The organism is Flavobacterium enshiense, from assembly GCF_022836875.1.
GTDB lineage: Bacteria > Bacteroidota > Bacteroidia > Flavobacteriales > Flavobacteriaceae > Flavobacterium > Flavobacterium enshiense_A.
In genome coordinates, this window is record NZ_CP090376.1 from 865,182 (window position 1) to 886,205 (window position 21,024).

A 21,024-nucleotide genomic window follows, 5' to 3' on the forward strand; every position below is an offset into this window, starting at 1 on the left:
TGTAATTCTAAATGTAAGTTAGAATTTTATCATTACCCTCTTCGCATCGAACGGTTCACTAGAAACAGCCCTAAAAGGGTCACGCTTCCGCCAATGCCAATCATTATCGTCAGTGGTTCGTTAAAAATGAGAGAACCTAGTAATACCGCTACAATCGGGTTGATGTATGCATACACACTGCTTATCTCGGCGGGCAAATGTTGTAGCGCATAAATAAAAGCGATGAACGTGAAAACAGAACCGAATACGACCAGATAACCGATGGACCACCAGGAAGCGGACGGAATTTCGGTTAAACTTACTGATGTCCCCGTAGCGCCGGTATAAGCGAAAAGTAAAATACTGGAGATTAACATTTGTAATCCCAAACTGAAATAGGGGTTAAAGCTTGCGGCTTTCTTTTTGGTGTACAAACTTCCGAAAGCCCAGGTAAACGTAGCTAAAACCGACAGGAAAATCCCAAACTGAAAATCCGGTTTCAGGAAATCGGCCAGGTAATCATAAAAAATCAGGCATACGCCGCCAAAACTGATGATCATGCCGAGGATGGCCCATCTCGATAATCGCTCTCCTCTGAAAAGGCTAATTATCACAATCCATAACGGAAACATGGCTCCGATGATGGCGCCCAGTCCGCTGGAAATGTATTTTACGCCCCATGTACTTAAACCGTTACTGAGCATAAAGTTTAAGATACTTAGGATAACGATAGTTTTCCACTGCTTTCCTTGTGGCCAGGGTGTTTTTTTTATGAGAAAATAGCAGATGTAAATGCTCGCACCTAAAAACTGACGAATCGCTGCCAATTGTAATGCCGGCATGTGCTTAACACCTTCCTTTGAAGCCAACCATGTGGTTCCCCAAAAGAAACTTACCCAAATCAAAGCGGCCATTGGTAATCCGATTGATTGCAGTTTGTTTTTGGCGGTCAGATGCAGGTTAAAGATTTTGAGCACGTTACAGGTTGTTTTTCCGGAATGAATACTTTAAAAGCCTCTCTGTTTTCTCACTTGAGATGTATTTTCCAACGGAAGGTTTGTCGTTTGCAAATGTAGGAATTAACAGATTCATTTCCTCGGCTTTTTTACTGTAATACTCTTGCCGCGTCGGATGGAAAGGCGTCACGGCGTTAAAGGTTTCATCCCACACTTCTTCTTCGATTATTTTTGTGATGATGCCAATGCAGTCTTCCTGATGAATCAGATTGATCAGCGCTTCCGGATTACTTAAGTTTTCTTTTCCGGCCAGCATTTTTATCGGATGTCTGTCTGGGCCGATGAGTCCGCCGAAACGGATTATGGTCGTTTTAAAATTGGGATTCTGTTGCAATATTTTTTCAACAGCAAGCAGTTGTTTCCCGCTTTCGGTGTCGGGAGCAGGGATGATTTCTTCTGTTATGTCCGCATTAGTATCCGGATAAACCGATGTGGAACTAATGAAAATCACTTTCTGTACCGACGATTTTTCAATATAGGGTAGCAGTTTTTCGATTTTGGAAACAAAAACTTTGACTGAGCCTTCAGTAGTTGCGTTACGCAAACCTGGCGGTATATCGATAATCAGGATTTCAGAATCTTCCAAAAAAGCGTCAACAGTGCCTTGTGTTTCGTTTTCGGTTAAAAGTATCTGAAACGGGATTATTCCGTTTTCTTTTAATAAGGTGATTTTTTTCTCTGAAGTGGTCGATCCGTTTACGCGGAATCCTTCTGAAACTAATTTTTCGGCTAGAGGGAAACCTAACCATCCGCAACCCAATATAGCTATTTTCGGTTTATTGGTTATCATTCTTCGGTTTAATATTGACCTTAATGTGTCCCCAGTTTTCTCCCGACTTGATTCTGTATAGCTGCATTTCGCTCACGCCAAACTGTTTGGCCAGGATTTTCATTCGGGTTTTTCGATTGGGGTCCAGCAGTATTTTTTTTAATCGAATTACAGTTGTTTCCGTTAATTTCGATCCGTTGGCTTTGATATTGTGCTCGATTAATTTCTTTTTAGCGGCAATCACTTTGGGACTGCTCCTATAGTGTTCCATTTTCCCTTCGTAGTTGACCCATTTCAGGTTTTTAACGTGGTCGTTGTCTTTCTTACGATCGATATGAATCACATACAATTGGTCTTCAGAAGTTTTTGGAATGAAAAGTTCGGCAACCAGTTTGTATAGCAATACGGCTTTTTGTATTCTCTTGCCCTTGTTCGGATAGTATAAACGCAGTGTGCGATAGCCATCCGTTAAAGTGCCTTTCAATAATTTTCCGTGTTTCATGTTGTCGGTAAAACTCATTAAACGACCGTAATTGGAAAGCGCATACTGGAATTCAAATTTCTTTTCTACATCAGGATGTTTGAATACTTCTTCAGGAATTTCTTTGAATACTTCATCGGGATAAAATCGTATCATAATCACACCATTTATTGTCTTTCTTCACTAAAAGAAACCCGTCATTTTCTATCGCTCTGTATCCTTGGTCATACAAAAAGTAATAAGTGTAGCCGTTTTTTGTTTGGTACACAGATGTGAAAAAGGAAAAATCAAAATTTTTGTCTATCAATTTCGATCGAGTAGTTTCTGATTTTTCAGTGGGGTTCAGTTCAGACAAAATACGGTAATTTTTTCGTAACTTATTGTTAATATTACGCATCAAATTAGTATTATCCTTATTTATTTTATTGTTGTAGGAATTCCTGCATCCGTCTCCGCAAAATTTTTTATCCTCCCTGCCAGAGAAGGAATCGCCACATTCTAAACACTTCTTCATTTGTTAAAAATTAAATTCTCCTTTATAAGAAAAAGCCTGATTGATATGTGCTAAATGATGCCTACAGTGCCAATGGTAAATGCCTAATCCTTCTTTGACAGAAAAGAGGCGTTGATGTTGCGGATGATAGTATATACGGTTCCAATCGTTTTCCATTAGATTTTCCATTAGTTGCGACCAACGTTCGTGAACGCCTTCAATAATTTTTAGGGAAGATTGAATATCGTCCTGTAAACCGTCTGTCAGTTCAGCCCAAAGTGCTTCCTCATAAGGGCGAATTACCGGTGCGTCCTCCGTGAGTGTCTGTTTCAGTCGAATGATAGCGTTCATGTGGCTATCGGCCAAATGATGGATGACCTGTTTAATAGTCCAGCCTTCCGGGCGGTATTTCCAGTTTTTTTCGGTGGCGGAAAGATTTTCGACAGTTTTTTTTAATTCCTGTGGAAATTCGCTAATGGTTTTTTTCCAGGTTTCAAGATGTTCCTGTGTGATTTCCTCGGGACAGGCAAAACGGCCTATTGGGAATTTGAGTTTTTCGATGTCGCTAGGTTTGTTCATGGCGCTTATGATTTGAATTGTCTGCAATTGTCTAAGCTTAAGATTATTGGTTTGTTTTTGTATAAAAGTTAAGGCGGGGTAAGGATTGCAACTGTTTATACTTTTTTTCAGATGAATGAAAAATAGTAATCAAATATAAGAAAATTCCTGATAACAAACGACAACAAATACTTACAAACGAAAGTAAACGACTTACAAACGATTAATTTTCGTACAATTTTGCAATTTTGCCATGTCGAATCACACAATCATAATCTCGAAGAGATTTTTTTTAACAGAAACATTTAAATTTTATAAGCCATGAAAAACAGAGTACAATTAATCGGAAAAGTAGGCCAGGAGCCGGAAGTGAAGACCATCAATGGAGATCGTAAAGTAGCTAACATTACTATTGCGACTCATGATTTTTATTATAATGAAAAAGGAGATAAGGTTGAACAAACGGAATGGCATCGTGTTACAGCCTGGGGTAAAACCGCTGAAATCATCGAAAAATTCGTGGTTAAAGGAAAGGAAATCGGTATTGAGGGCAAACTGACGCATCGTAGTTATGACGATAAAGAAGGTAATAAAAAATACATAACGGAAATCGTTGCCAGCGAAGTATTGCTTTTGGGAATTAAGTAAGAAATGTTCGTTCGGTTATTTACCATCCGTGTTGCCCCGTCTCTTTTTTTGGACGATCAGTGGATTTTGGACGATTTTCTACAACAGGTCAAGTTTGTTAAATCAGCAACCCATTTTGTGGAATCGACTAAGCAGCCGTATTGGTCTGTTTTACTCCATTATGAAGATAATTCGAAGGTGAAAGAAACCTCAAGGGCTGTAGAAGAATCAGACCTGACTCCGGGAGCTTTATGTGTTGGAATGTTTAAAACAATGGAGAGCGGAAAAAGCAGAAGAATTAAACATGCCGAGTCATAATTCGGAATTGGTAAATATTGCTTTTAGCGTCCAATAAGATAAGGAAGCTTCTAAGAACATATTGGTTTTGGACCAAAAAAAATTGAAAAATGTGCGAATGATTTTATGGAGGTTTTGAATGTAGTTTAAGTGAAACAGACCATCAGCAGTTGCTGGTGGTTTGTTTGTTTTTAATAGATGGAAGCCGCTATGCGATATGTATTGGCATGTGCCTCGATAATAGTCTTGATGTCCAGAGAGTAACCGCCTCCCATACTCACCTGTACAGGGATTTGATATTTACTACAAAGGGAAAAAACTATTTCATCTCTTTTTTTACATCCGTTCAGACTGCAGCCCAGTTTTCCCAATTTATCTGAAGCCAAAATGTCCACGCCGCTCAGGTAAAAAATAAAATCCGGTTTTTGTTTTTCGATGAGGTAAGGCAAAGTATTTTGCAGTATCTCAAGAAATTTTTCATCATCAGTATGATCATGGAGCGCGATGTCTAAATCGGAGGTTTCTTTTTTAAACGGGTAATTCGACTTGCCGTGCATCGAAAACGTAAACACCTTGTCGTTGTTGTGGAAAATTTCTGCCGTTCCATTGCCCTGATGCACATCCAAATCGACAATCAAAATCTTTTTGGCTAATTTATTGCCTAACAGATATTGTGCACCGATGGCTTGGTCGTTCAGTAAACAAAAAGCTTCGCCACGGTTGGAATAGGCATGATGTGTCCCTCCGGCTATGTTGAAGGCAATGCCGGTTTGCAATGCTTTTTCGGCTCCTAGTATGGTTCCTTGGGACAGTCGCAATTCTCTTTCCACCAATTCCGCTGAAAGCGGGAACCCTATTTTTCGAACGGCCCGTGGGTCTAATGTCAGGTTAATCAAATCCGTAACGTATTCTTTATCATGAACGGCAAGAATATGTTCCATTTCAGGTAATCCCGGTTCGAAAAAGGCTTTGTCATGAACGGTTCCTTCGTGTAAAAGTTGTTGTGGCAACAACTCATATTTAATCATTGGAAAGCGATGTCCTTCCGGCAACGGATGTTTGTAAAGTGGGTGATAGGCAATCGGAAACATTCCTCAGATTACTTTAAAAGCAGGGGAAGAACATCTGTAATTTTTGAAACCGCTTTAAATTTCGGATGCACAATTTCGTGGTCTATTTTCTCATGCGCCCAGGTAGTGTGAAAAGGTACATGAACAGCAAAACCGCCAATGTTCAAAACAGGAAGCACATCTGATTTCAAGGAGTTGCCTATCATAAAAAACTCTTCCGGCTGAATTTCCAAACGCTGTAATAATTTCTCATAATTAAGTTCCTGTTTGTCGGCCATAACTTCAATATGGTGGAAGTAGGATCCTAAACCGGAATCGTGCAGTTTGCGTTGTTGGTCTTTAAGGTCGCCTTTGGTCGCCACAACCAATTTGTATTTTCCGTGAAGCGCTTCGAGTGTTTCTTCTACACCTTCTAACAGTTCAATCGGTTTTTGAATCAGTTCTTTGCCCAGTTCGGTAATTTTCTGAATCCCTTTCGAACCAATTGTTCCATCGGAAACTTTTATGGCCGTTTCAATCATGGAAAGGACATAGCCTTTAATTCCATAACCGTACAAAGGCAAATTATCGACCTGAGTTCTTAGCAGTTCCTGCGACAGCGTCTGATAGGAATGATAATCGCTCATCATGCCACAAAATTTTCTTTCGGTTTCCTCGAAATAGGGTTCGTTGATGAATAACGTGTCGTCGGCGTCGAAGGCGATTACTTTTACATCCATGTTTATTGATATTAAAAAACCCTTTCAATATTTATTTTGAAAGGGTTGCATTATTTTTAGTTTAGCTTATCATCGCTCCGTTAATCACACCTTCCGCATCCGGATTCACAAAAACAAGTTTGCCTTCTGCTGTGTTGCTCAGTAATAACATGCCTTCGCTTTCCACACCACGTAGGGCTCTTGGTGCTAAGTTTACCAAAACGGTAACGCGTTTCCCGATTACTTCTTCAGGAGAGAAATGTTCTGCAATTCCGGAAACAATCGTGCGCACGTCGATTCCAGTATCTACTTTTAAAACCAGTAACTTGTTGGCTTTCGGCATTTTTTCAGCTTCGATAATGGTTCCGATACGTAAATCTACTTTGGCAAAATCTTCAAACGTGATGATGTCTTTTTGCGGTTCTGCTTTAGCGTTTTCTGCTTTGTTGGCTACTTTAGTTGCTTCCAATTTGTCGATTTGTTTTTGAATTTCTTCGTCTTCTATTTTAGCGAATAACAATTCTGCTTCTCCAATCTGATGTCCTGAAGGAAGTAAATCGGATGTGTTGGAAATATTGTTCCAGCCGAAAGTATTATTCTGTTTTAAGATGTTCTTTAATTTGTTTGCCGTAAACGGTAAGAACGGTTCTGCTAACACACTTAAAGCAGCCGCAATCTGCAATGCTACATACATTTGTGTCTGTACACGCTCAGGGTTTTCCTTGATGATTTTCCATGGCTCTTCATCGGCTAAATATTTATTACCCAAACGCGCCACGTTCATCAATTCGCTCAACGCTTCTCTGAAACGGTATCTTTCCACAGAAGAAGCAATTACTGCCGGATAAGCTTTCAGTTCCGTTAATGTTGCTTCGTCTATTTCCGTCAGCGCATTCGGTTGCGGGATAACACCGCTGTAATATTTGTTGGTCAATACCACCACACGGTTGATGAAGTTTCCGAAGATGGCTACCAATTCGTTGTTGTTTCTGGCCTGAAAATCTTTCCAGGTAAAGTCGTTGTCTTTCGTTTCCGGAGCATTGGCCGTTAAGGCGTAACGCAATACGTCCTGTTTTTCAGGGAAATCCAATAAATATTCGTGCAACCAAACCGCCCAGTTTTTGGAAGTCGACAATTTGTTGCCTTCCAGGTTCAGGAATTCGTTGGCCGGTACGTTATCCGGTAATATATAACTTCCTTCTGCTTTTAACATAGCAGGGAAAATCACGCAATGGAAAACGATATTGTCTTTTCCGATAAAGTGCACCAATTTCGTGTCCTGTGATTTCCAGTATGGTTCCCAATCTTTTCCTTCTCGGGCTGCCCATTCTTTGGTAGAGGAGATGTATCCGATTGGCGCATCAAACCAAACGTACAGTTTTTTCCCTTCAGCACCTTCCACCGGAACGTCGATACCCCAATCCAAATCACGGGTTACAGCACGCGGACGTAAGCCATCTTCCAACCATGATTTTACCTGACCAAAAACATTCGGTTTCCAGTCGTTTTTATGGCCTTCCAAGATCCATTCTCTCAAGAACGCATCGTATTGATCTAAAGGCAAGAACCAGTGTTTTGTCGATTTTAAAACCGGTTTTGTTCCTGTAATAGTTGATTTCGGGTTGATTAGGTCAGTGGCATTTAAGGACGAACCACATTTTTCGCACTGGTCTCCATATGCTTCTTCATTGCCGCATTTCGGACAAGTTCCGGTTACGAAACGATCCGCTAAAAACTGATCGGCTTTTTCGTCGTACAATTGATCGGTGGTTTCTTCGATGAATTTCCCTTCGTCGTACAATTTCCTGAAAAATGCAGAAGCCGTTTCATGATGGATCTTAGCGGAAGTACGGGAATAATTGTCGAAAGAAATTCCGAAATCTTCAAACGATTTACGAATGATTCCGTCGTATTTATCGATTACCTGCTGTGGCGTAATTCCTTCTTTTTTGGCTTTCATTGAAATTGCCACACCGTGTTCGTCGCTTCCGCAGATGAAGGCCACATCTTTTCCCTGCATACGAAGGAAACGGGCATAAATATCGGAAGGCACATAAACACCGGCAAGGTGTCCAATGTGGATTGGGCCGTTAGTATAAGGTAAAGCGGCAGTTATCGTAAATCTTTTCGGATCTTGTATCATAGGAAATTTGTCAATTTGAATGCAAAAATAATCTATTGTGCATGAATTCGCGAATTTCAGAGAAATTTTCTGTCTGATTTTCATATTGAAAATAGATTTTTATAACTTTTTCTTGAGATTATTCTCTAAATTTGTTAGGAATGATTTCAAAATTATGATATGAATACAGTCAAACTATTTTCTGAATCCTTATTTTTGAAATCAATTTTAATACTGACTGCACTATCATTTTGTGCAGTATCCTATTCTCAAAAACGCATGAAAATTCCACCGTATCTTAAAAAAGGCGATACTGTTGCCTTAGTATGTACCGCAAGAAAATTTTTTCCTGAAGAAGCGCAACCGGCCATTGATTTACTGAAATCCTGGGGATTGGAAGTGAAACTGGGCAAAACCATAGGATTGGACAGTTGCCAGTTAGGCGGTACCGATGCTGAACGCACTGCCGATCTACAGGCAATGCTGGACGATGATAATATCAAGGCGATTTGGTGCGCCCGTGGCGGTTATGGTACGGTACGTATTATCGATACACTTGATTTTTCCAAATTCAAAAAACATCCTAAGTGGATTATGGGTTTTAGCGATGTTACCGTATTGCACAGTCATCTGAATACTATGGGAATTGCTACTTTGCATTCCATCATGCCGTTTACTGTTCCGAAGGCGCCGGAAGAGGTTAAGGAAACGCTTCGCAAGGCACTTTTTGGAGAAAACCTGAAATATGTGGTTCCTGCCAAAGGTTATGAAATTAAAGGTAAGGCCAAAGGTCAACTCGTTGGTGGCAATCTTTCAATATTATATAGTTTGTTAGGATCGAAGTCATCTTTGGATACCGACGGGAAGATTCTTTTTATTGAAGACTTGGATGAGTATTTATACCATATCGACCGTATGATGCAGAACCTGAAACGCAACGGGTATTTCGAAAACCTGAAAGGATTAATCATTGGAAGTATGACGGATATGCATGATAACGAAATTCCGTTCGGACAGAATGAAGTAGGAATTATTATGGAAATAGCTAAAAAATATAACTTCCCGGTTTGTTTTTATTTCCCTGCAGGACATCAAAAAGACAATCGTACATTGATTCTTGGAAAAGAAGTGGAATTTGAAGTGAATTCGGAGGAAATCATTTTGGAATTCAAAAAATAATGGCAAACCATAATGATATAGGAAAGCTTGGGGAAGACCTTGCAGCCGAATTTTTAAAAAAAGAAGGTTACGAGATTCTTGAAAGGAATTGGTTTTTTCAAAAGGCCGAAGTGGATATCATCGCCAAAAAAAATGATATTTTAGCTGTTGTTGAGGTGAAAACACGTACAAATTTAGATTATGGCGACCCTCACGACTTTGTAAATTTAAAAAAAATAAAATTATTAGTAAAAGCTGTCGATGAATATGTCATCAGCAAAAACCTTGATTTTACAGTGCGTTTCGATATAATTTCTGTAACAAATAAAGCGGCACATTGTGAAATTTTGCATCTAAAAGATGCTTTTTATTATTTTTGACGTGTTATAATTGTAACAGTTTGTTTTTTTTTGTAGATTTGCCTAAAATTTGTTTTAAAAATAGTTATTTATGAAAACGATTTCTTCTGTTGTTGAGAATTATATTAAGTCAAAGCCGTTTTTACTTAACGGATTAACACTTGGAATAGTGAATCTGACGTCATTGGCCAGAATTATTCAACACGATTTAGAGAATGAAATGGATAAGGAAGTGAAGCAGGGTGCTATTGTAATGGCTTTGAAGCGTTTGTCTGAGGAGCTTGATTTCCGAATCAACCATAAAATTGAGAAAACCCTAAAAGGAATGGGTGAAATCACTGTACGTTCCTCGTTGGTTAACTACAACTTCCCGATTAATCAAAGGGTTTTAAACAGACAGGCTGATTTTTTATCTGAAATCAGTTCGCTTAAAGATGTTTTTTATACGTCGTCACGTGGAGTTAATGAAACCAATATCATCGTTAGTGAATCCATCAGTGATGTACTTGAAAAGCATTTTGAGGATGAGAAATGGTTGGTAAAAACGGATAAATTAGCATCGATTACGGTGAAATTACCTAAAGACAATGTAGGGACTCCGGGTCTTTTCTACTTCGTTTTCCAACGTTTGGCTTGGGACGGAATCAACATTAACGAAGTAATTTCTACAAATTTTGAAATTACCATTGTAGTAAGCGAAGAGCACATTGATAGTGCATTCAAAGTTATTAAAGATTTGAAAAAAGTCTAACCAATTGAATATCTGTTAGGATTTTTGTTTTTTTTGGTTATTTTTGGCGCAACTAAAACCAAAACTATCTATTAAAAATGAAAAAATTAACTACTATTTTAGCATTATTGTGCTGTTTTTTTGCGTTTTCGCAAAATAAAGTAGCTTCTAAAATACGGGAACTGAATTTGTCTAAGACAAAATTCGTTCCCGTTTTTCCTTTAATACCTGTTGAGAGTGCTCCGAATGCCCAGATTGAAAAAACGGTGGCAGAAGCCCAGTTGGCAACAATCAAAACAGCAATAGTTAATGATGTGGTGGCTAAGGGCTATCAAACCATCGAACTGCAAATTCCTTATCATGGGAATATGCTTGACTTGCAACTTTACAAAGTTGATTTGTTTTCAGAAGGTTTTCATGTCGATACTGACAAGCAAAAATACATTTCATACAACAAAGGCGTTTATTATAGAGGGATTGTTAAAAATGATCCTAGTTCGCTAGTGTCTTTTAATTTTTTCAACGGAGAATTTAATGGTGTTGTTTCAAATTCATCATTGAGCAATTTAGTTGTTGGAAGGATAGATGTGCCTGGGAATACCAGTGACTATGTTATTTACGAAGATCAGAAAATGAAGGTGGCGAGTCCGAACGATTGTCATACTTCGGATGAGGTTACTGAGTATAAGGATCACAAGTCAGAAGATGCAAAATCGCCTTCCAGTACCAAATGTGTAGCCACCTATTTTGAAATAGATAATAATTTATTTGTTTCAAACGGTAGTAATACCACTACCACTACCAATTGGATGACTTCTGTTTTTAATAACATGCAAACACTTTATGTCAATGAAGGAATTACATTGGCACTAAAATCGATTTACATATGGACATCAAAAGATCCTTATGAAGGAATAGGGCCAAACTCCACCGATTACTTATACAAGTTTAAAGAAGTTCGTCCGGTTTTTGATGGTGATGTTGGTCAGTTGGTTGGAATTGATCCGGGTGGTTTAGGCGGTGTGTCCATGGGAATTGGAGGTTTGTGTACAGCAAACAATTATGTTTATTCAGATGTTTTTTTAAGTTATTCCAGTGTGCCGACCTACTCATGGACTGTTATGGTGGTTACACATGAATTTGGTCATAATATTGGTTCACGCCATACACATGCCTGTGCGTGGAATGGCAACAATACAGCTATTGACAACTGCGCGCCTTATGCGATGGGATCTAGTGCTGAGGGCTATTCTTGTATGACTACGCCGCCGACTATCCCGAGTAGTTCGGAAAAGGGTTCAATCATGAGCTATTGTCATCTTGTAGGAGGTGTTGGAATCAGTTTCGCTAACGGATTTGGCCCGCAGCCAAGTAGTGCAATTTTAGATTTTGTTGATTCCAGAGCGTGCTTAAGTACCGATTGCATTTCTGTATGTGTAAATGGAGTTAGTGCTGTCGATGCACTGTACAATGCAGCTTCTACTTCTGCGGTTGTTTCCTGGACCGATATGACCAATGAAGATGCCTGGCAGGTGGCAGTAATGCCGTTTTCGAGTAGTTCAGCTTCATGGACTTCGGTGACATCACCTATGTTTACCGTCAATGGGTTATCGCCTAATACCTATTACAAATTTCGAGTAAAGCCAAATTGCGGAAGTTTGACACCTTCAACACGTGAGTTTGTTTTTCTTACATCTGCAGATTATTGTAATGGGATAACCTTAACGGATACCGGAGGGTCGACAGGAAATTATAAGGATAATCAAAATTTTGTAAGAACAATTGTTCCTAATCTAACCGGCAATAAGATCAAGCTAAGTTTTTCAAGTTTCTCTTTAGAGCGTGATTATGACTATCTGTATGTTTATAATGGATCCAGTACATCATCGCCGTCTTTTGAAGCAAATGGTTATACAGGTACAACGATTCCGGGACCTTTCGAATCTACATCACCTGATGGGGCTTTAACGATCAGGTTTTTCTCCGATAGCGGTCAAACAAGTCAGGGATGGGTAGCAACAACATCATGTCTTGCAAATCTTGGGCTTGATGAGAATAGCTATTTAGATTATTCGTATTATCCAAATCCGACTAACGGTTTAGTAACGATTAATTCTAAAGATATAATCTCAAATGTAATGGTATATAATATTGAAGGACGATTATTGTACTCCGGAGAGGCAAATAACCTTACTACGCAGGTGGATATTTCCAGCTATGCATCGGGGACTTATTTCTTCAAGATAAGTATTGACAATCAGATTGTTAACTTTAAAATAGTGAAGTTGTAGTATATCCTTAGCATTAAATAAAAACCCGTTGCTTTAAAAAAGTAGCGGGTTTTTGTTTTTATTTCAATATATTTGTTTAACTAATAAAACGAATATATGTACGAAATTATTCAGAAAGCGCATTCGGGTGTGGCTTATTTAGCTCTGGGAATATTGATAGTTGCCGTGATTAATGCCTTTATGGGTATCTCTTCCAAAAGAGGATTTGAAGAGAAAGACAGAAAAATTTCTTTGTTCGCCTTAATCTTCTGTCATATTCAATTGCTTTTGGGATTAGTAGTTTATTTTCTTTCTCCTTTGGGGATGTCAGCTTTAGGAGATATGAGTAACGCTGCTTTACGTTTAACTTCATTAGAACATCCGTTAATTAATATACTCGCAATTGCATTGATTACCGTTGGTTGGTCAAAACATAAAAGAGAAGACAGCAGTAACGGTAAATTTAAGAAAATTGCATTCTTATACCTTGCCGGATTGCTTTTCATACTTAGCAGAATTCCTTGGAACCTTTGGTTCTAAAACTATAAAAGCCCTTAAAGGGCTTTTTCTTTCTATGGCATATTTCTTGTTAGTTCTGTAATTTAAAAATTGAAAACATGAAAAAAATTATTGCCCCAATTTTACTGCTTTTTGTTTTTGTTTTTTTCGTCAGTAGTTTCGCCAGCGAGAAAATGAGGCTGAACGATAATACAAAAAGAGTGCTTCAGGATACTTTAAAAATAGATTCTACGCAAATCCGTTTTAAATACAAACCTTACAAAAAAAGTGTCCACGCTTCGTACTACCACGACAGATTTAACGGTAGGAAAACGGCAAGCGGGAAACGTTTCGATAATACAAAGTATACTGCTGCGCATAAGAAATTACCTTTTGGGACAGCGCTTAGGATAACAAATCCGGTTAATAATAAATCAGTTGTGGTAACGGTTATCGATAGAGGCCCGTTTACAAGAGGTCGTGAAATCGACCTGTCAAAAAAAGCCTTTATGGAAATTTCCCATGCTAAAGGACGCGGATTTATTGATGTCAACATCGATGTGGTAAAATAAGTTTTACCACTTTTTAAATGGGTGATTGCTTAGATAGGCATTGTAATAGCGTTGGTCTCCGGTAACTTCTTTTCCCAGCCAATTTGGTTTTTCGAATGATTCCGATTCCGAAGAAAGTTCGATTTCCGCAATGACCAAACCTTGGTTCTCGCCCGAAAAAACATCGACCTCATAGATATGATTTCCAACTGCTATTTCATGTCGGATTTTATCGATAGTCCCTTGTTCGCAGAGCGGTAACAATAGTTCGGCTTCCGCCAGTGGAATTTCCTTTTCCCATTCCAGACGGGTGGTTCCGGATTCGTTTCCCTTCCCTTTAATGGTTAAATATCCTTTGTCGCCTTTAATTCGTACACGTACCGTACGCTCGGGGTGTGAGTTTAAGTAGCCTTGTACAATTCGGTTTTTGGTAAAAGCCGCTGCTTTAAAACCATCTGAAACTACCAGAAATTTTCGTTCTGTTTCCTGCATTTGAATGGGTTAAATTATGTTGGAATAAGTGTCCAAGATAAGGAAAATCATTGCAATTGTCCCAAATTATAAATGACATCCGACGAAACAATGTTTTTTGGATAATCGTTTTTAGACAGATGCCACATAGTTTTGGCGATATTTTCCGGAGGGATGCTTCGGAATTTTTTTAGTTTCCCGATTAATAACGGATTGATGACTTTCATAAGGTAGATCCCCATGGTTTCGCCAACCCGTGCTTCATTTCGGTCACCGTCGATTAGAGAAGGTTCCAGAATGTGAGTTTTTGGGATTCCCAAATCGAGAACCTGACGTTCCATTTCTCCTTTGATTCGATTGTAAAAGACAGGACTTTTTGGGTTTGCTCCCAAGGCGGAAATGACGATGAATGCCGGAATATTGTTCTGTTTTGCTAATTGTGCCGCAGTTACCGGGATTCCGAAGTCGATGGATTTGTATTCGTTTTCATCCGGCGTTTTGGCTTTGGTGGTTCCGATACAGCAAAAAACCACGTCACCTGTAAAATTGGCTGCATGGTTTTCCAAATGGAGGACATCGACAATATGTTCTTCAATTTTCGGATTCAAATGTCCCGATTCTTTTCTTGAAAACAATTTTATTTTATCAAAATCCGAATCGGAAAGCAATAAATCTAAAAGCAAACTGCCTGTCAATCCTGAGGCTCCCAAAAGTATGGCTGTTTTTTTCATCGGCTTAAAAATGTTCCTTGAATATACATAAATTTACGGTATGGAACCAGAGATGCTGCAAAGAAAAATTATCCATGTCGACATGGATGCTTTTTATGCTTCCGTAGAGCAGATGGATAATCCTTTGCTCAAAGGAAAGCCCATTGCAGTAGGCGGAAGCGAGGCCAGAGGAGTGGTTTCAGCTGCTAGTTACGAGGCACGGAAGTTTGGGGTTCGCAGTGCAATGAGCGGTTATATGGCCCGAAAATTATGTCCGGAGCTGATTTTTGTGCGTCCACGCTTCGATCGGTACAAGGAAATTTCAAATAAAATCCGAAAAATATTTCATGACTATACCGATCTGGTGGAGCCGCTTTCGCTGGACGAAGCATATCTGGACGTTACCGAAAACAAAAAGGGAAATCCCAGTGCCACGTTAATTGCACAAGAAATCCGCAAACGTATTTTTGAAGAAATTGGACTGACTGCTTCTGCTGGAATTTCGGTTAATAAATTTGTGGCTAAGATTGCTTCGGATTTCAACAAGCCCAACGGACAGAAAACGGTAAATCCTGATGAAGTGGAAAATTTTATGGAGGGACTGGATGTGAAGAAATTTTACGGGGTGGGGAAAGTAACCGCCGAACGGATGTATCAACTGGGAATATTTACGGGGGCTGACTTAAAAAGCAAATCAATAGAATACTTGGAACAGCATTTTGGTAACAGTGGAAGATCCTTTTATAATTTGGCAAGGGGGATAAGTTACAGCAAGGTTAAACCGAATCGTACTTTAAAGTCGGTCGGGGCTGAACGGACTTTTAACGTGAACCTGTCCTCTGAAATCTTCATGGAAGAACGTTTGGAGAATATCGCCAATGAACTGGAGCGCCGTCTCCGTAAAAGTAAAATAGCTGGAAAAACGGTTACACTCAAGATCAAGTATTCTGACTTTACTTTGCAGACTCGTAGCAAAACCCTGCCGTATTTTATATCGGATAAGAGCCTTATTTTTGAAGTGGCCAAAGAATTGCTGTACCAAGAAAAAATGAAAGATTCCGTTCGCTTGCTCGGCATTTCACTGCATAACCTGAACACTGAAATGAAGAAATCTGTTGTAGTACAGCTTAAGTTCGATTTTTAATCATAAAAAAACCGACTTCAATTTGAAATCGGTTTTCGGTATATTTTTTTGCAAATTAGTCTCTGCTGGAAATCTTGGAAAGTAAACGTAAAAACTCTACATATAACCAAACTAAGGTAATCATCAATCCCATGGCGCCAAACCATTCCATGTATTTCGGAAGGCTTCTTTGTGCTCCTTTTTCAATCTGATCAAAGTCAAGGAATAAGTTTAAAGCAGCCACAACAACTACGAAAGCACTGATTCCGATGCTCATCAGGGAATTGCCGTGGTGTATCGGCTGGAAGTCAATGAATAAGGAAAATAACCATGAAAGAATGTAAAAACTGGCAATGGCTAAAGTTGCTCCCACTACAACGGAACGAAAACGGTCGGTAACCTGAACAACATTGTATTTATATAGTCCGAAACAAACAATAAAGGTTACAAAAGTGGCTCCCACTGCCTGAATAACCAATCCCGGATACATTGTTTCGAATATAGCTGAAATTCCTCCAATGAAAAGTCCTTCAAAAATGGCATAACCCGGTGCCAGATAGCCGGAGTGTTGCGGTTTGAAAGATGCAATAAGTACTAATATGAAACCGATAATAGCACCGCCGATAGTCAAAACGATAGGGTTGTAGCCACTGAAAGTCATTGTCCAGGTGATTGCAGCGCCCGCAATTAGTAAAAGCAACATCACAAAACTTTTGTTGATGGTACCCTGAACCGTCATGGTGTCATTATAATCAACTACAATGGTTTGAGGTTCGTTAATATTGTCTGCAGAATAACGTGTTGTATTGGTGAACGATTTGTTCTTAAAAAACGGATTGTTTGAATTCATAGTTTTCTTTTTAGTTATTCAAATATACTTTTTTTATTCAATTTCAGAAATACGAAGCGTGTTCACCATTCCTTTTGCATTAACCGGCATGGCTGCAAGGTTTACCAGCATATCTCCCTTTTCAACAAATCCTTTTTCCATGCAAATGGCGTTGATATCGTCAATGGTATCATCGGTGCTTACAAACTTATCGTATAAGAAAGATTTAACGCCCCAAAGCAGGTTTAATTGTGTAAGGATTCGTTTGTTTGATGTAAATACCAAAATGTGAGCATGAGGTCGCCACGCCGAAACCTGAAAAGCTGTATAACCGCTGTTCGTAAGTGTTGTGATGGCTTTGGCATTAATGTCGTTGGCTAAAAGTGCGCCGTGGTAACAGATGTTTTTGGTGATATAACGGTTTGTTTTTATCTGTGGCTGGTTTTGGGGTACCTGAATCAGTGGAGAATCTTCGACAGCTTCAATGATTTGTGTCATTTTTTCAATTACCTGTACTGGATAATTACCAACAGACGTTTCTCCCGACAACATTACAGCATCAGCACCGTCCATAACCGAGTTGGCTACGTCATTAACTTCTGCGCGTGTTGGAGTCAGGCTGGTAATCATCGTTTCCATCATTTGTGTGGCGATAATTACCGGAATGCGTGCTGTTTTTGCACGATAAACCAGTTTCTTCTGAATCAAAGGTACTTCCTGAGCAGGGATTTCAACTCCTAAGTCGCCACGTGCTACCATTAATCCGTCGCAATAAGCCACGATTTTGTCAATGTTTTCAACCGCTTCTGGTTTTTCGATTTTAGCGATAACAGGAATTTTATGAGTGGAGTTGGCCGAAATTAAATCTCGTAAATCCTTTAAATCTTCCTGAGTTCGCACAAAGGAAAGCGCGATCCAGTCGACTTCACTTTTAATGGCAAAAAGCGCATCGCGGATGTCTTTTTCGGTTAAGGCCGGTAAGGAAACTTTTGTATTTGGAAGGTTAACTCCCTTTTTTGATTTTAACGGACCGCCCTGAATTACGACTGCTTCCACTTCTGTGTTTTTGTCGGTTTTGCGAACTTCGAAGATAAGTTTTCCGTCATCCAGCAATATGCGTTCCCCCGGATTTACATCCTTAGGAAATTCTTTGTAGTTCATGTAGACTCTCTCGGCAGTTCCCGGGATATCTTCAGCGGTGGTGAAAGTGATGGTGTCGCCTTTGCTTACCACAACATCTTCTTTCATTACACCCACACGCAATTTAGGACCTTGAAGATCAGCTAAAATGGAGGTGGTGTAACCGTATTCTTTATTCAGTTCTCTGATGATGTCGATGCGTTGTTGTACATCGGTATAATCAGCATGGGAGAAGTTTATTCTAAAAACATTTACCCCGGCATCTATCATTTCTTTCAGTACCTCTTTAGTACTGCAGGCCGGGCCAAGGGTTGCTACAATTTTTGTCTTTTTTCTTGTTGGCATTGTATTAGAAAATTAAATTATTTTTCGATTTCAGCGTATTTTGTTCGATTTTATAAGCCGTTGTAATTTGTTTAATCGTGAGCAATTCATCGATTAAATTGTTGGTATCAAAAAAATCGTCGGTATTTTCAATTTTTAAGATATAGTCTACTTTCTTGAGTTCGGGAAGCAGAAAAATATTGGTGGTAATGTCCAATCCTGTTTCTTCGAATAGGGAAGTGGCTTGGGTTTGTTGGGTTACGACAGTTGTTTTGTTGGGAATTAAATTCCAATACAACTCGTGTTTTTCGTCATCAAAAACGAAGCGGGTGAAATGGCTTTTACCTTCAGGGATTTGTATGCCGATATCGTTCTTGCTTTTTTCGAAAGATATCGCCAGTTTCTGATTGATAAAATAAGCCAGACGGTAATCCTCCAGCGAAGAATGTATCGCGACGAGCTGATAGTCAATCGAAATAAAATCGTCAATCTGGATTTTGTGAATGGCCATAGGTACTGTTAAAGATAATGTAAATATAGTACATTATAGTCGGAAAATAACAGCAAAACAGCGTTGTTAACGATAATTTAGTGAAGTAGCAATCAGTCGTTGGATTTCATTTTTTCCTGAAAAACAAAGTAAGCACGTTGCGATGCTTTTTCTTCTGCTTTTTTCTTGGAAGTGGCTCGGGCTTTAGCAACTATTTTATTGTCAATTTTAAGCTTTACCCCAAAATATTTTACGCCTTCGTTTCCGCTATCTTCGTATACATCATAGTGGAACGATTTTTTTTCTTTCTGGCACCATTCGATTACCAAACTTTTATAGCTGATTACTTTGCCTTCCAGTTTAGCGATGTCTACATAAGGGAGGATCACTTTTTTGTGGATGAATTTTTCGCAATAAGCAAAGCCACGGTCAAGGTAAATAGCACCTATCAATGCTTCGAAAAGATTGCCGTGAATGTTTTCGCCAAAGTGCTGAGTGGCTACCTTACTTTCAACATGTTTGATAAGATTCAGGTCTTTTCCCAGTTCGTTCAGGTGGTCGCGGCTGACAATCTTTGAGCGCATCTTAGTTAAGTAGCCTTCATCTCCGGTGGGTACTTCGTTAAAAAGGTGTGCGGCAATGACTGAACCCAGCATTGCATCACCAAGAAATTCCAATCGCTCGTAATTTAAGGGATTTCCTTTTTCGTCCACTTTATTTAACGAGCGATGGGTAAAAGCTTTGCGGTAATTGCTCAAATCGAGCGGTTGAAAGCCTAGTATTTTATGGATGGCATCAAAAAAAATCCCGTCTTCTGGAGAGCGGGAATTTGAAAATATTTTCTTGATGATTCTCTTCATAGCAAAAGATTACTCTTCAATTTTTTTAAATAAAACGCATGCGTTGTGACCACCAAAGCCGAAAGTGTTACTCATAGCAACTTTTACGTCTCTTTTTTGCGGTTTATTTAGCGTTAAATTTAAACTTGGATCAATGTTTTCGTCTACAACAGAGTGGTTGATTGTTGGCGGAACAATACCATGTTTCATCGCTAAGATAGAAGCGATGGCTTCGATAGCTCCGGCTGCTCCAAGCAAGTGACCTGTCATTGATTTTGTCGAGTTGATATTGATGTTTTTAGCGTGGTCTCCAAAAACAGCACTGATTGCTTTTAATTCAGCAACGTCACCAAGCGGAGTAGAGGTTCCGTGCGTATTGATATGATCAACATCTTCCGGTTTCATTCCTGCATCACGTAATGTGTTGTTCATTACAGCAATTACACCGATTCCTTCAGGATGCGGAGCTGTCAAATGGTAAGCATCGGATGACATACCGCCACCGCCGATTTCGCAATAGATTTTTGCGCCACGGGCTTTAGCGTGTTCGTATTCTTCCAATACCAATGCACCTGCTCCTTCACCTAATACGAATCCGTCACGGGTAGCATCGAATGGTCTTGATGCGGTTTCCGGACTTTCGTTTCGGGTTGATAAAGCATGCATGGAATTGAATCCGCCCATTCCTGCAATGGTTACAGCTGCTTCAGATCCTCCGGAAATGATAACGTCGCACATTCCCAAACGGATGTAGTTGAAGGCGTCAATTAATGCATTAGCAGAAGATGCACATGCTGATACAGTAGTATAGTTAGGCCCCATAAAGCCGTTACGCATGGAAATGTGCGCAGGGGCAATATCGGCAATCATTTTTGGTATGAAGAATGGATTAAATTTAGGAGTCCCGTCGCCTTTAGCATAGTACATAACCTCTTCCTGGAAAGTTTCCAATCCTCCGATTCCGGCTCCCCAAATAACGCCAACGCGATATTTGTCTACATTTTCACCAGTAATTCCGGCATCTTTAATGGCCTCGTCGCTGGCTGCAATGGCATATTGCGCAAATTTATCCAATCTACGAGCTTCTTTACGATCCATATACGTTTCGATGTTGAAGTTTTTTACTTCACATGCGAATTTTGTCTTGTGTTTTTCGGTATCGTAATATGTTATTGGGGCAGCGCCGCTTCTTCCATTAATCAATCCATCCCAGTATTCTTCGATGGAATTTCCAATGGGTGTAAGAGCGCCTAAACCTGTTACTACAACTCGTTTTAATGCCATAATATATTTTTTACAATGTATTTAAACAAATAATACCCATGTTGCTTTTTCTTGTCTGTAAAGGAAACATGGGTACTATGGATTGTATTTTTTTGATTGCTTCCAATCAGTTTTTTTCAGATGGAAAAATAATAACAC

General features: G+C 39.3%; 24 protein-coding genes. 9 read left to right on the forward strand and 15 right to left on the reverse strand.

The window, feature by feature from the left end; all coding sequences use genetic code 11:
* Positions 1–32 precede the first annotated feature (32 nt).
* From LZF87_RS03885 to LZF87_RS03905, 5 genes are all read right to left on the reverse strand, one after another.
* Positions 33–893, reverse strand: coding sequence for a DMT family transporter (locus tag LZF87_RS03885; protein WP_244343719.1), 861 nt, complete (start codon positions 891–893; stop codon positions 33–35).
* Positions 894–957: 64 nt separating this feature from the next.
* A complete protein-coding gene (locus tag LZF87_RS03890; protein WP_244341925.1) occupies positions 958–1,785 on the reverse strand; it encodes an SDR family oxidoreductase in 828 nt (275 codons plus the stop codon).
* A complete protein-coding gene (locus LZF87_RS03895; protein WP_244341926.1) occupies positions 1,772–2,401 on the reverse strand; it encodes an NUMOD4 domain-containing protein in 630 nt (209 codons plus the stop codon). Before LZF87_RS03895 ends, LZF87_RS03890 begins: the two co-directional genes overlap by 14 nt.
* The gene (locus tag LZF87_RS03900) at positions 2,379–2,759 is read right to left on the reverse strand and encodes a hypothetical protein (protein ID WP_244341927.1); all 381 of its coding nucleotides are present in this window, start codon (positions 2,757–2,759) and stop codon (positions 2,379–2,381) included. The genes LZF87_RS03895 and LZF87_RS03900 overlap by 23 nt, the downstream gene beginning before the upstream one ends.
* Before the next feature lie 3 nt (positions 2,760–2,762).
* Positions 2,763–3,317, reverse strand: coding sequence for a YfiT family bacillithiol transferase (locus LZF87_RS03905; RefSeq protein WP_244341928.1), 555 nt, complete (start codon positions 3,315–3,317; stop codon positions 2,763–2,765).
* Between the two features lie 300 nt (positions 3,318–3,617).
* On the opposite strand from LZF87_RS03905, the gene LZF87_RS03910 reads away from it, so the two are divergent.
* Together LZF87_RS03910 and LZF87_RS03915 are read left to right on the forward strand one after the other, a co-directional pair.
* Entirely contained in the window at positions 3,618–3,944 is a 327-nt protein-coding gene (locus LZF87_RS03910; protein WP_244341929.1) for a single-stranded DNA-binding protein, read from the forward strand.
* Positions 3,945–3,947: 3 nt separating this feature from the next.
* Complete coding sequence (locus LZF87_RS03915) at positions 3,948–4,241, forward strand: hypothetical protein (protein ID WP_244341930.1); 294 nt, start codon at positions 3,948–3,950, stop codon at positions 4,239–4,241.
* A 170-nt stretch (positions 4,242–4,411) separates the two neighbouring features.
* On the opposite strand, the gene LZF87_RS03920 is transcribed toward LZF87_RS03915, so the two are convergent.
* From LZF87_RS03920 to metG, 3 genes are all read right to left on the reverse strand, one after another.
* Positions 4,412–5,311, reverse strand: coding sequence for a histone deacetylase family protein (locus LZF87_RS03920; protein ID WP_244341931.1), 900 nt, complete (start codon positions 5,309–5,311; stop codon positions 4,412–4,414).
* An 8-nt stretch (positions 5,312–5,319) separates the two neighbouring features.
* Positions 5,320–6,009: an HAD family hydrolase gene (locus LZF87_RS03925; RefSeq protein ID WP_244341932.1), complete on the reverse strand. Its 690-nt coding sequence runs from the start codon at positions 6,007–6,009 to the stop codon at positions 5,320–5,322.
* Between the two features lie 61 nt (positions 6,010–6,070).
* Positions 6,071–8,131: a methionine--tRNA ligase gene (gene metG, locus LZF87_RS03930; RefSeq protein ID WP_244341933.1), complete on the reverse strand. Its 2,061-nt coding sequence runs from the start codon at positions 8,129–8,131 to the stop codon at positions 6,071–6,073.
* Between the two features lie 258 nt (positions 8,132–8,389).
* Between metG and LZF87_RS03935 the strand changes: the two genes are divergently transcribed.
* The 6 genes from LZF87_RS03935 (at position 8,390) to LZF87_RS03960 (ending at position 13,697) form a co-directional block, all read left to right on the forward strand.
* On the forward strand, positions 8,390–9,289 hold the full coding sequence (locus LZF87_RS03935) for a S66 peptidase family protein (RefSeq protein WP_244341934.1): 900 nt from the start codon (positions 8,390–8,392) through the stop codon (positions 9,287–9,289).
* Positions 9,289–9,648, forward strand: a complete 360-nt coding sequence (locus LZF87_RS03940) for a YraN family protein (protein WP_244341935.1) — start codon at positions 9,289–9,291, stop codon at positions 9,646–9,648. Before LZF87_RS03935 ends, LZF87_RS03940 begins: the two co-directional genes overlap by 1 nt.
* A 70-nt stretch (positions 9,649–9,718) precedes the next feature.
* On the forward strand, positions 9,719–10,378 hold the full coding sequence (locus tag LZF87_RS03945; RefSeq protein WP_244341936.1) for an aspartate kinase: 660 nt from the start codon (positions 9,719–9,721) through the stop codon (positions 10,376–10,378).
* A 77-nt stretch (positions 10,379–10,455) separates the two neighbouring features.
* Positions 10,456–12,648: a M12 family metallo-peptidase gene (locus LZF87_RS03950; protein ID WP_244341940.1), complete on the forward strand. Its 2,193-nt coding sequence runs from the start codon at positions 10,456–10,458 to the stop codon at positions 12,646–12,648.
* 96 nt (positions 12,649–12,744) lie between these two features.
* Positions 12,745–13,167, forward strand: a complete 423-nt coding sequence (locus LZF87_RS03955) for a hypothetical protein (protein ID WP_244341949.1) — start codon at positions 12,745–12,747, stop codon at positions 13,165–13,167.
* Positions 13,168–13,244: 77 nt separating this feature from the next.
* On the forward strand, positions 13,245–13,697 hold the full coding sequence (locus LZF87_RS03960; protein WP_244341950.1) for a septal ring lytic transglycosylase RlpA family protein: 453 nt from the start codon (positions 13,245–13,247) through the stop codon (positions 13,695–13,697).
* 3 nt (positions 13,698–13,700) lie between these two features.
* Here LZF87_RS03960 and LZF87_RS03965 read toward each other — a convergent pair whose 3' ends face one another.
* Both LZF87_RS03965 and LZF87_RS03970 read right to left on the reverse strand, forming a co-directional pair.
* A complete protein-coding gene (locus LZF87_RS03965; RefSeq protein ID WP_244341951.1) occupies positions 13,701–14,168 on the reverse strand; it encodes a CYTH domain-containing protein in 468 nt (155 codons plus the stop codon).
* A 47-nt stretch (positions 14,169–14,215) separates the two neighbouring features.
* Positions 14,216–14,878: an NAD(P)H-binding protein gene (locus tag LZF87_RS03970; protein WP_244341952.1), complete on the reverse strand. Its 663-nt coding sequence runs from the start codon at positions 14,876–14,878 to the stop codon at positions 14,216–14,218.
* Positions 14,879–14,918: 40 nt separating this feature from the next.
* Here LZF87_RS03970 and dinB point away from each other — a divergent pair, with 40 nt between their 5' ends.
* The gene (dinB, locus tag LZF87_RS03975) at positions 14,919–16,001 is read left to right on the forward strand and encodes a DNA polymerase IV (RefSeq protein WP_244341953.1); all 1,083 of its coding nucleotides are present in this window, start codon (positions 14,919–14,921) and stop codon (positions 15,999–16,001) included.
* Positions 16,002–16,056: 55 nt separating this feature from the next.
* Here the strand turns inward: dinB and LZF87_RS03980 are convergent, their stop codons facing one another.
* The 5 genes from LZF87_RS03980 to fabF all read right to left on the reverse strand — a co-directional run bounded on the left by LZF87_RS03980 (position 16,057) and on the right by fabF (position 20,886).
* The gene (locus tag LZF87_RS03980) at positions 16,057–16,830 is read right to left on the reverse strand and encodes a Bax inhibitor-1/YccA family protein (protein WP_244341954.1); all 774 of its coding nucleotides are present in this window, start codon (positions 16,828–16,830) and stop codon (positions 16,057–16,059) included.
* Between the two features lie 33 nt (positions 16,831–16,863).
* Positions 16,864–18,294: a pyruvate kinase gene (pyk, locus tag LZF87_RS03985; protein WP_244341955.1), complete on the reverse strand. Its 1,431-nt coding sequence runs from the start codon at positions 18,292–18,294 to the stop codon at positions 16,864–16,866.
* A gap of 4 nt (positions 18,295–18,298) precedes the next feature.
* The gene (locus LZF87_RS03990) at positions 18,299–18,784 is read right to left on the reverse strand and encodes an IPExxxVDY family protein (RefSeq protein ID WP_244341956.1); all 486 of its coding nucleotides are present in this window, start codon (positions 18,782–18,784) and stop codon (positions 18,299–18,301) included.
* A gap of 92 nt (positions 18,785–18,876) precedes the next feature.
* The gene (gene rnc / locus LZF87_RS03995; protein WP_244341957.1) at positions 18,877–19,623 is read right to left on the reverse strand and encodes a ribonuclease III; all 747 of its coding nucleotides are present in this window, start codon (positions 19,621–19,623) and stop codon (positions 18,877–18,879) included.
* Positions 19,624–19,632: 9 nt separating this feature from the next.
* Entirely contained in the window at positions 19,633–20,886 is a 1,254-nt protein-coding gene (fabF, locus tag LZF87_RS04000; protein WP_244341958.1) for a beta-ketoacyl-ACP synthase II, read from the reverse strand.
* Positions 20,887–21,024 lie beyond the last annotated feature (138 nt).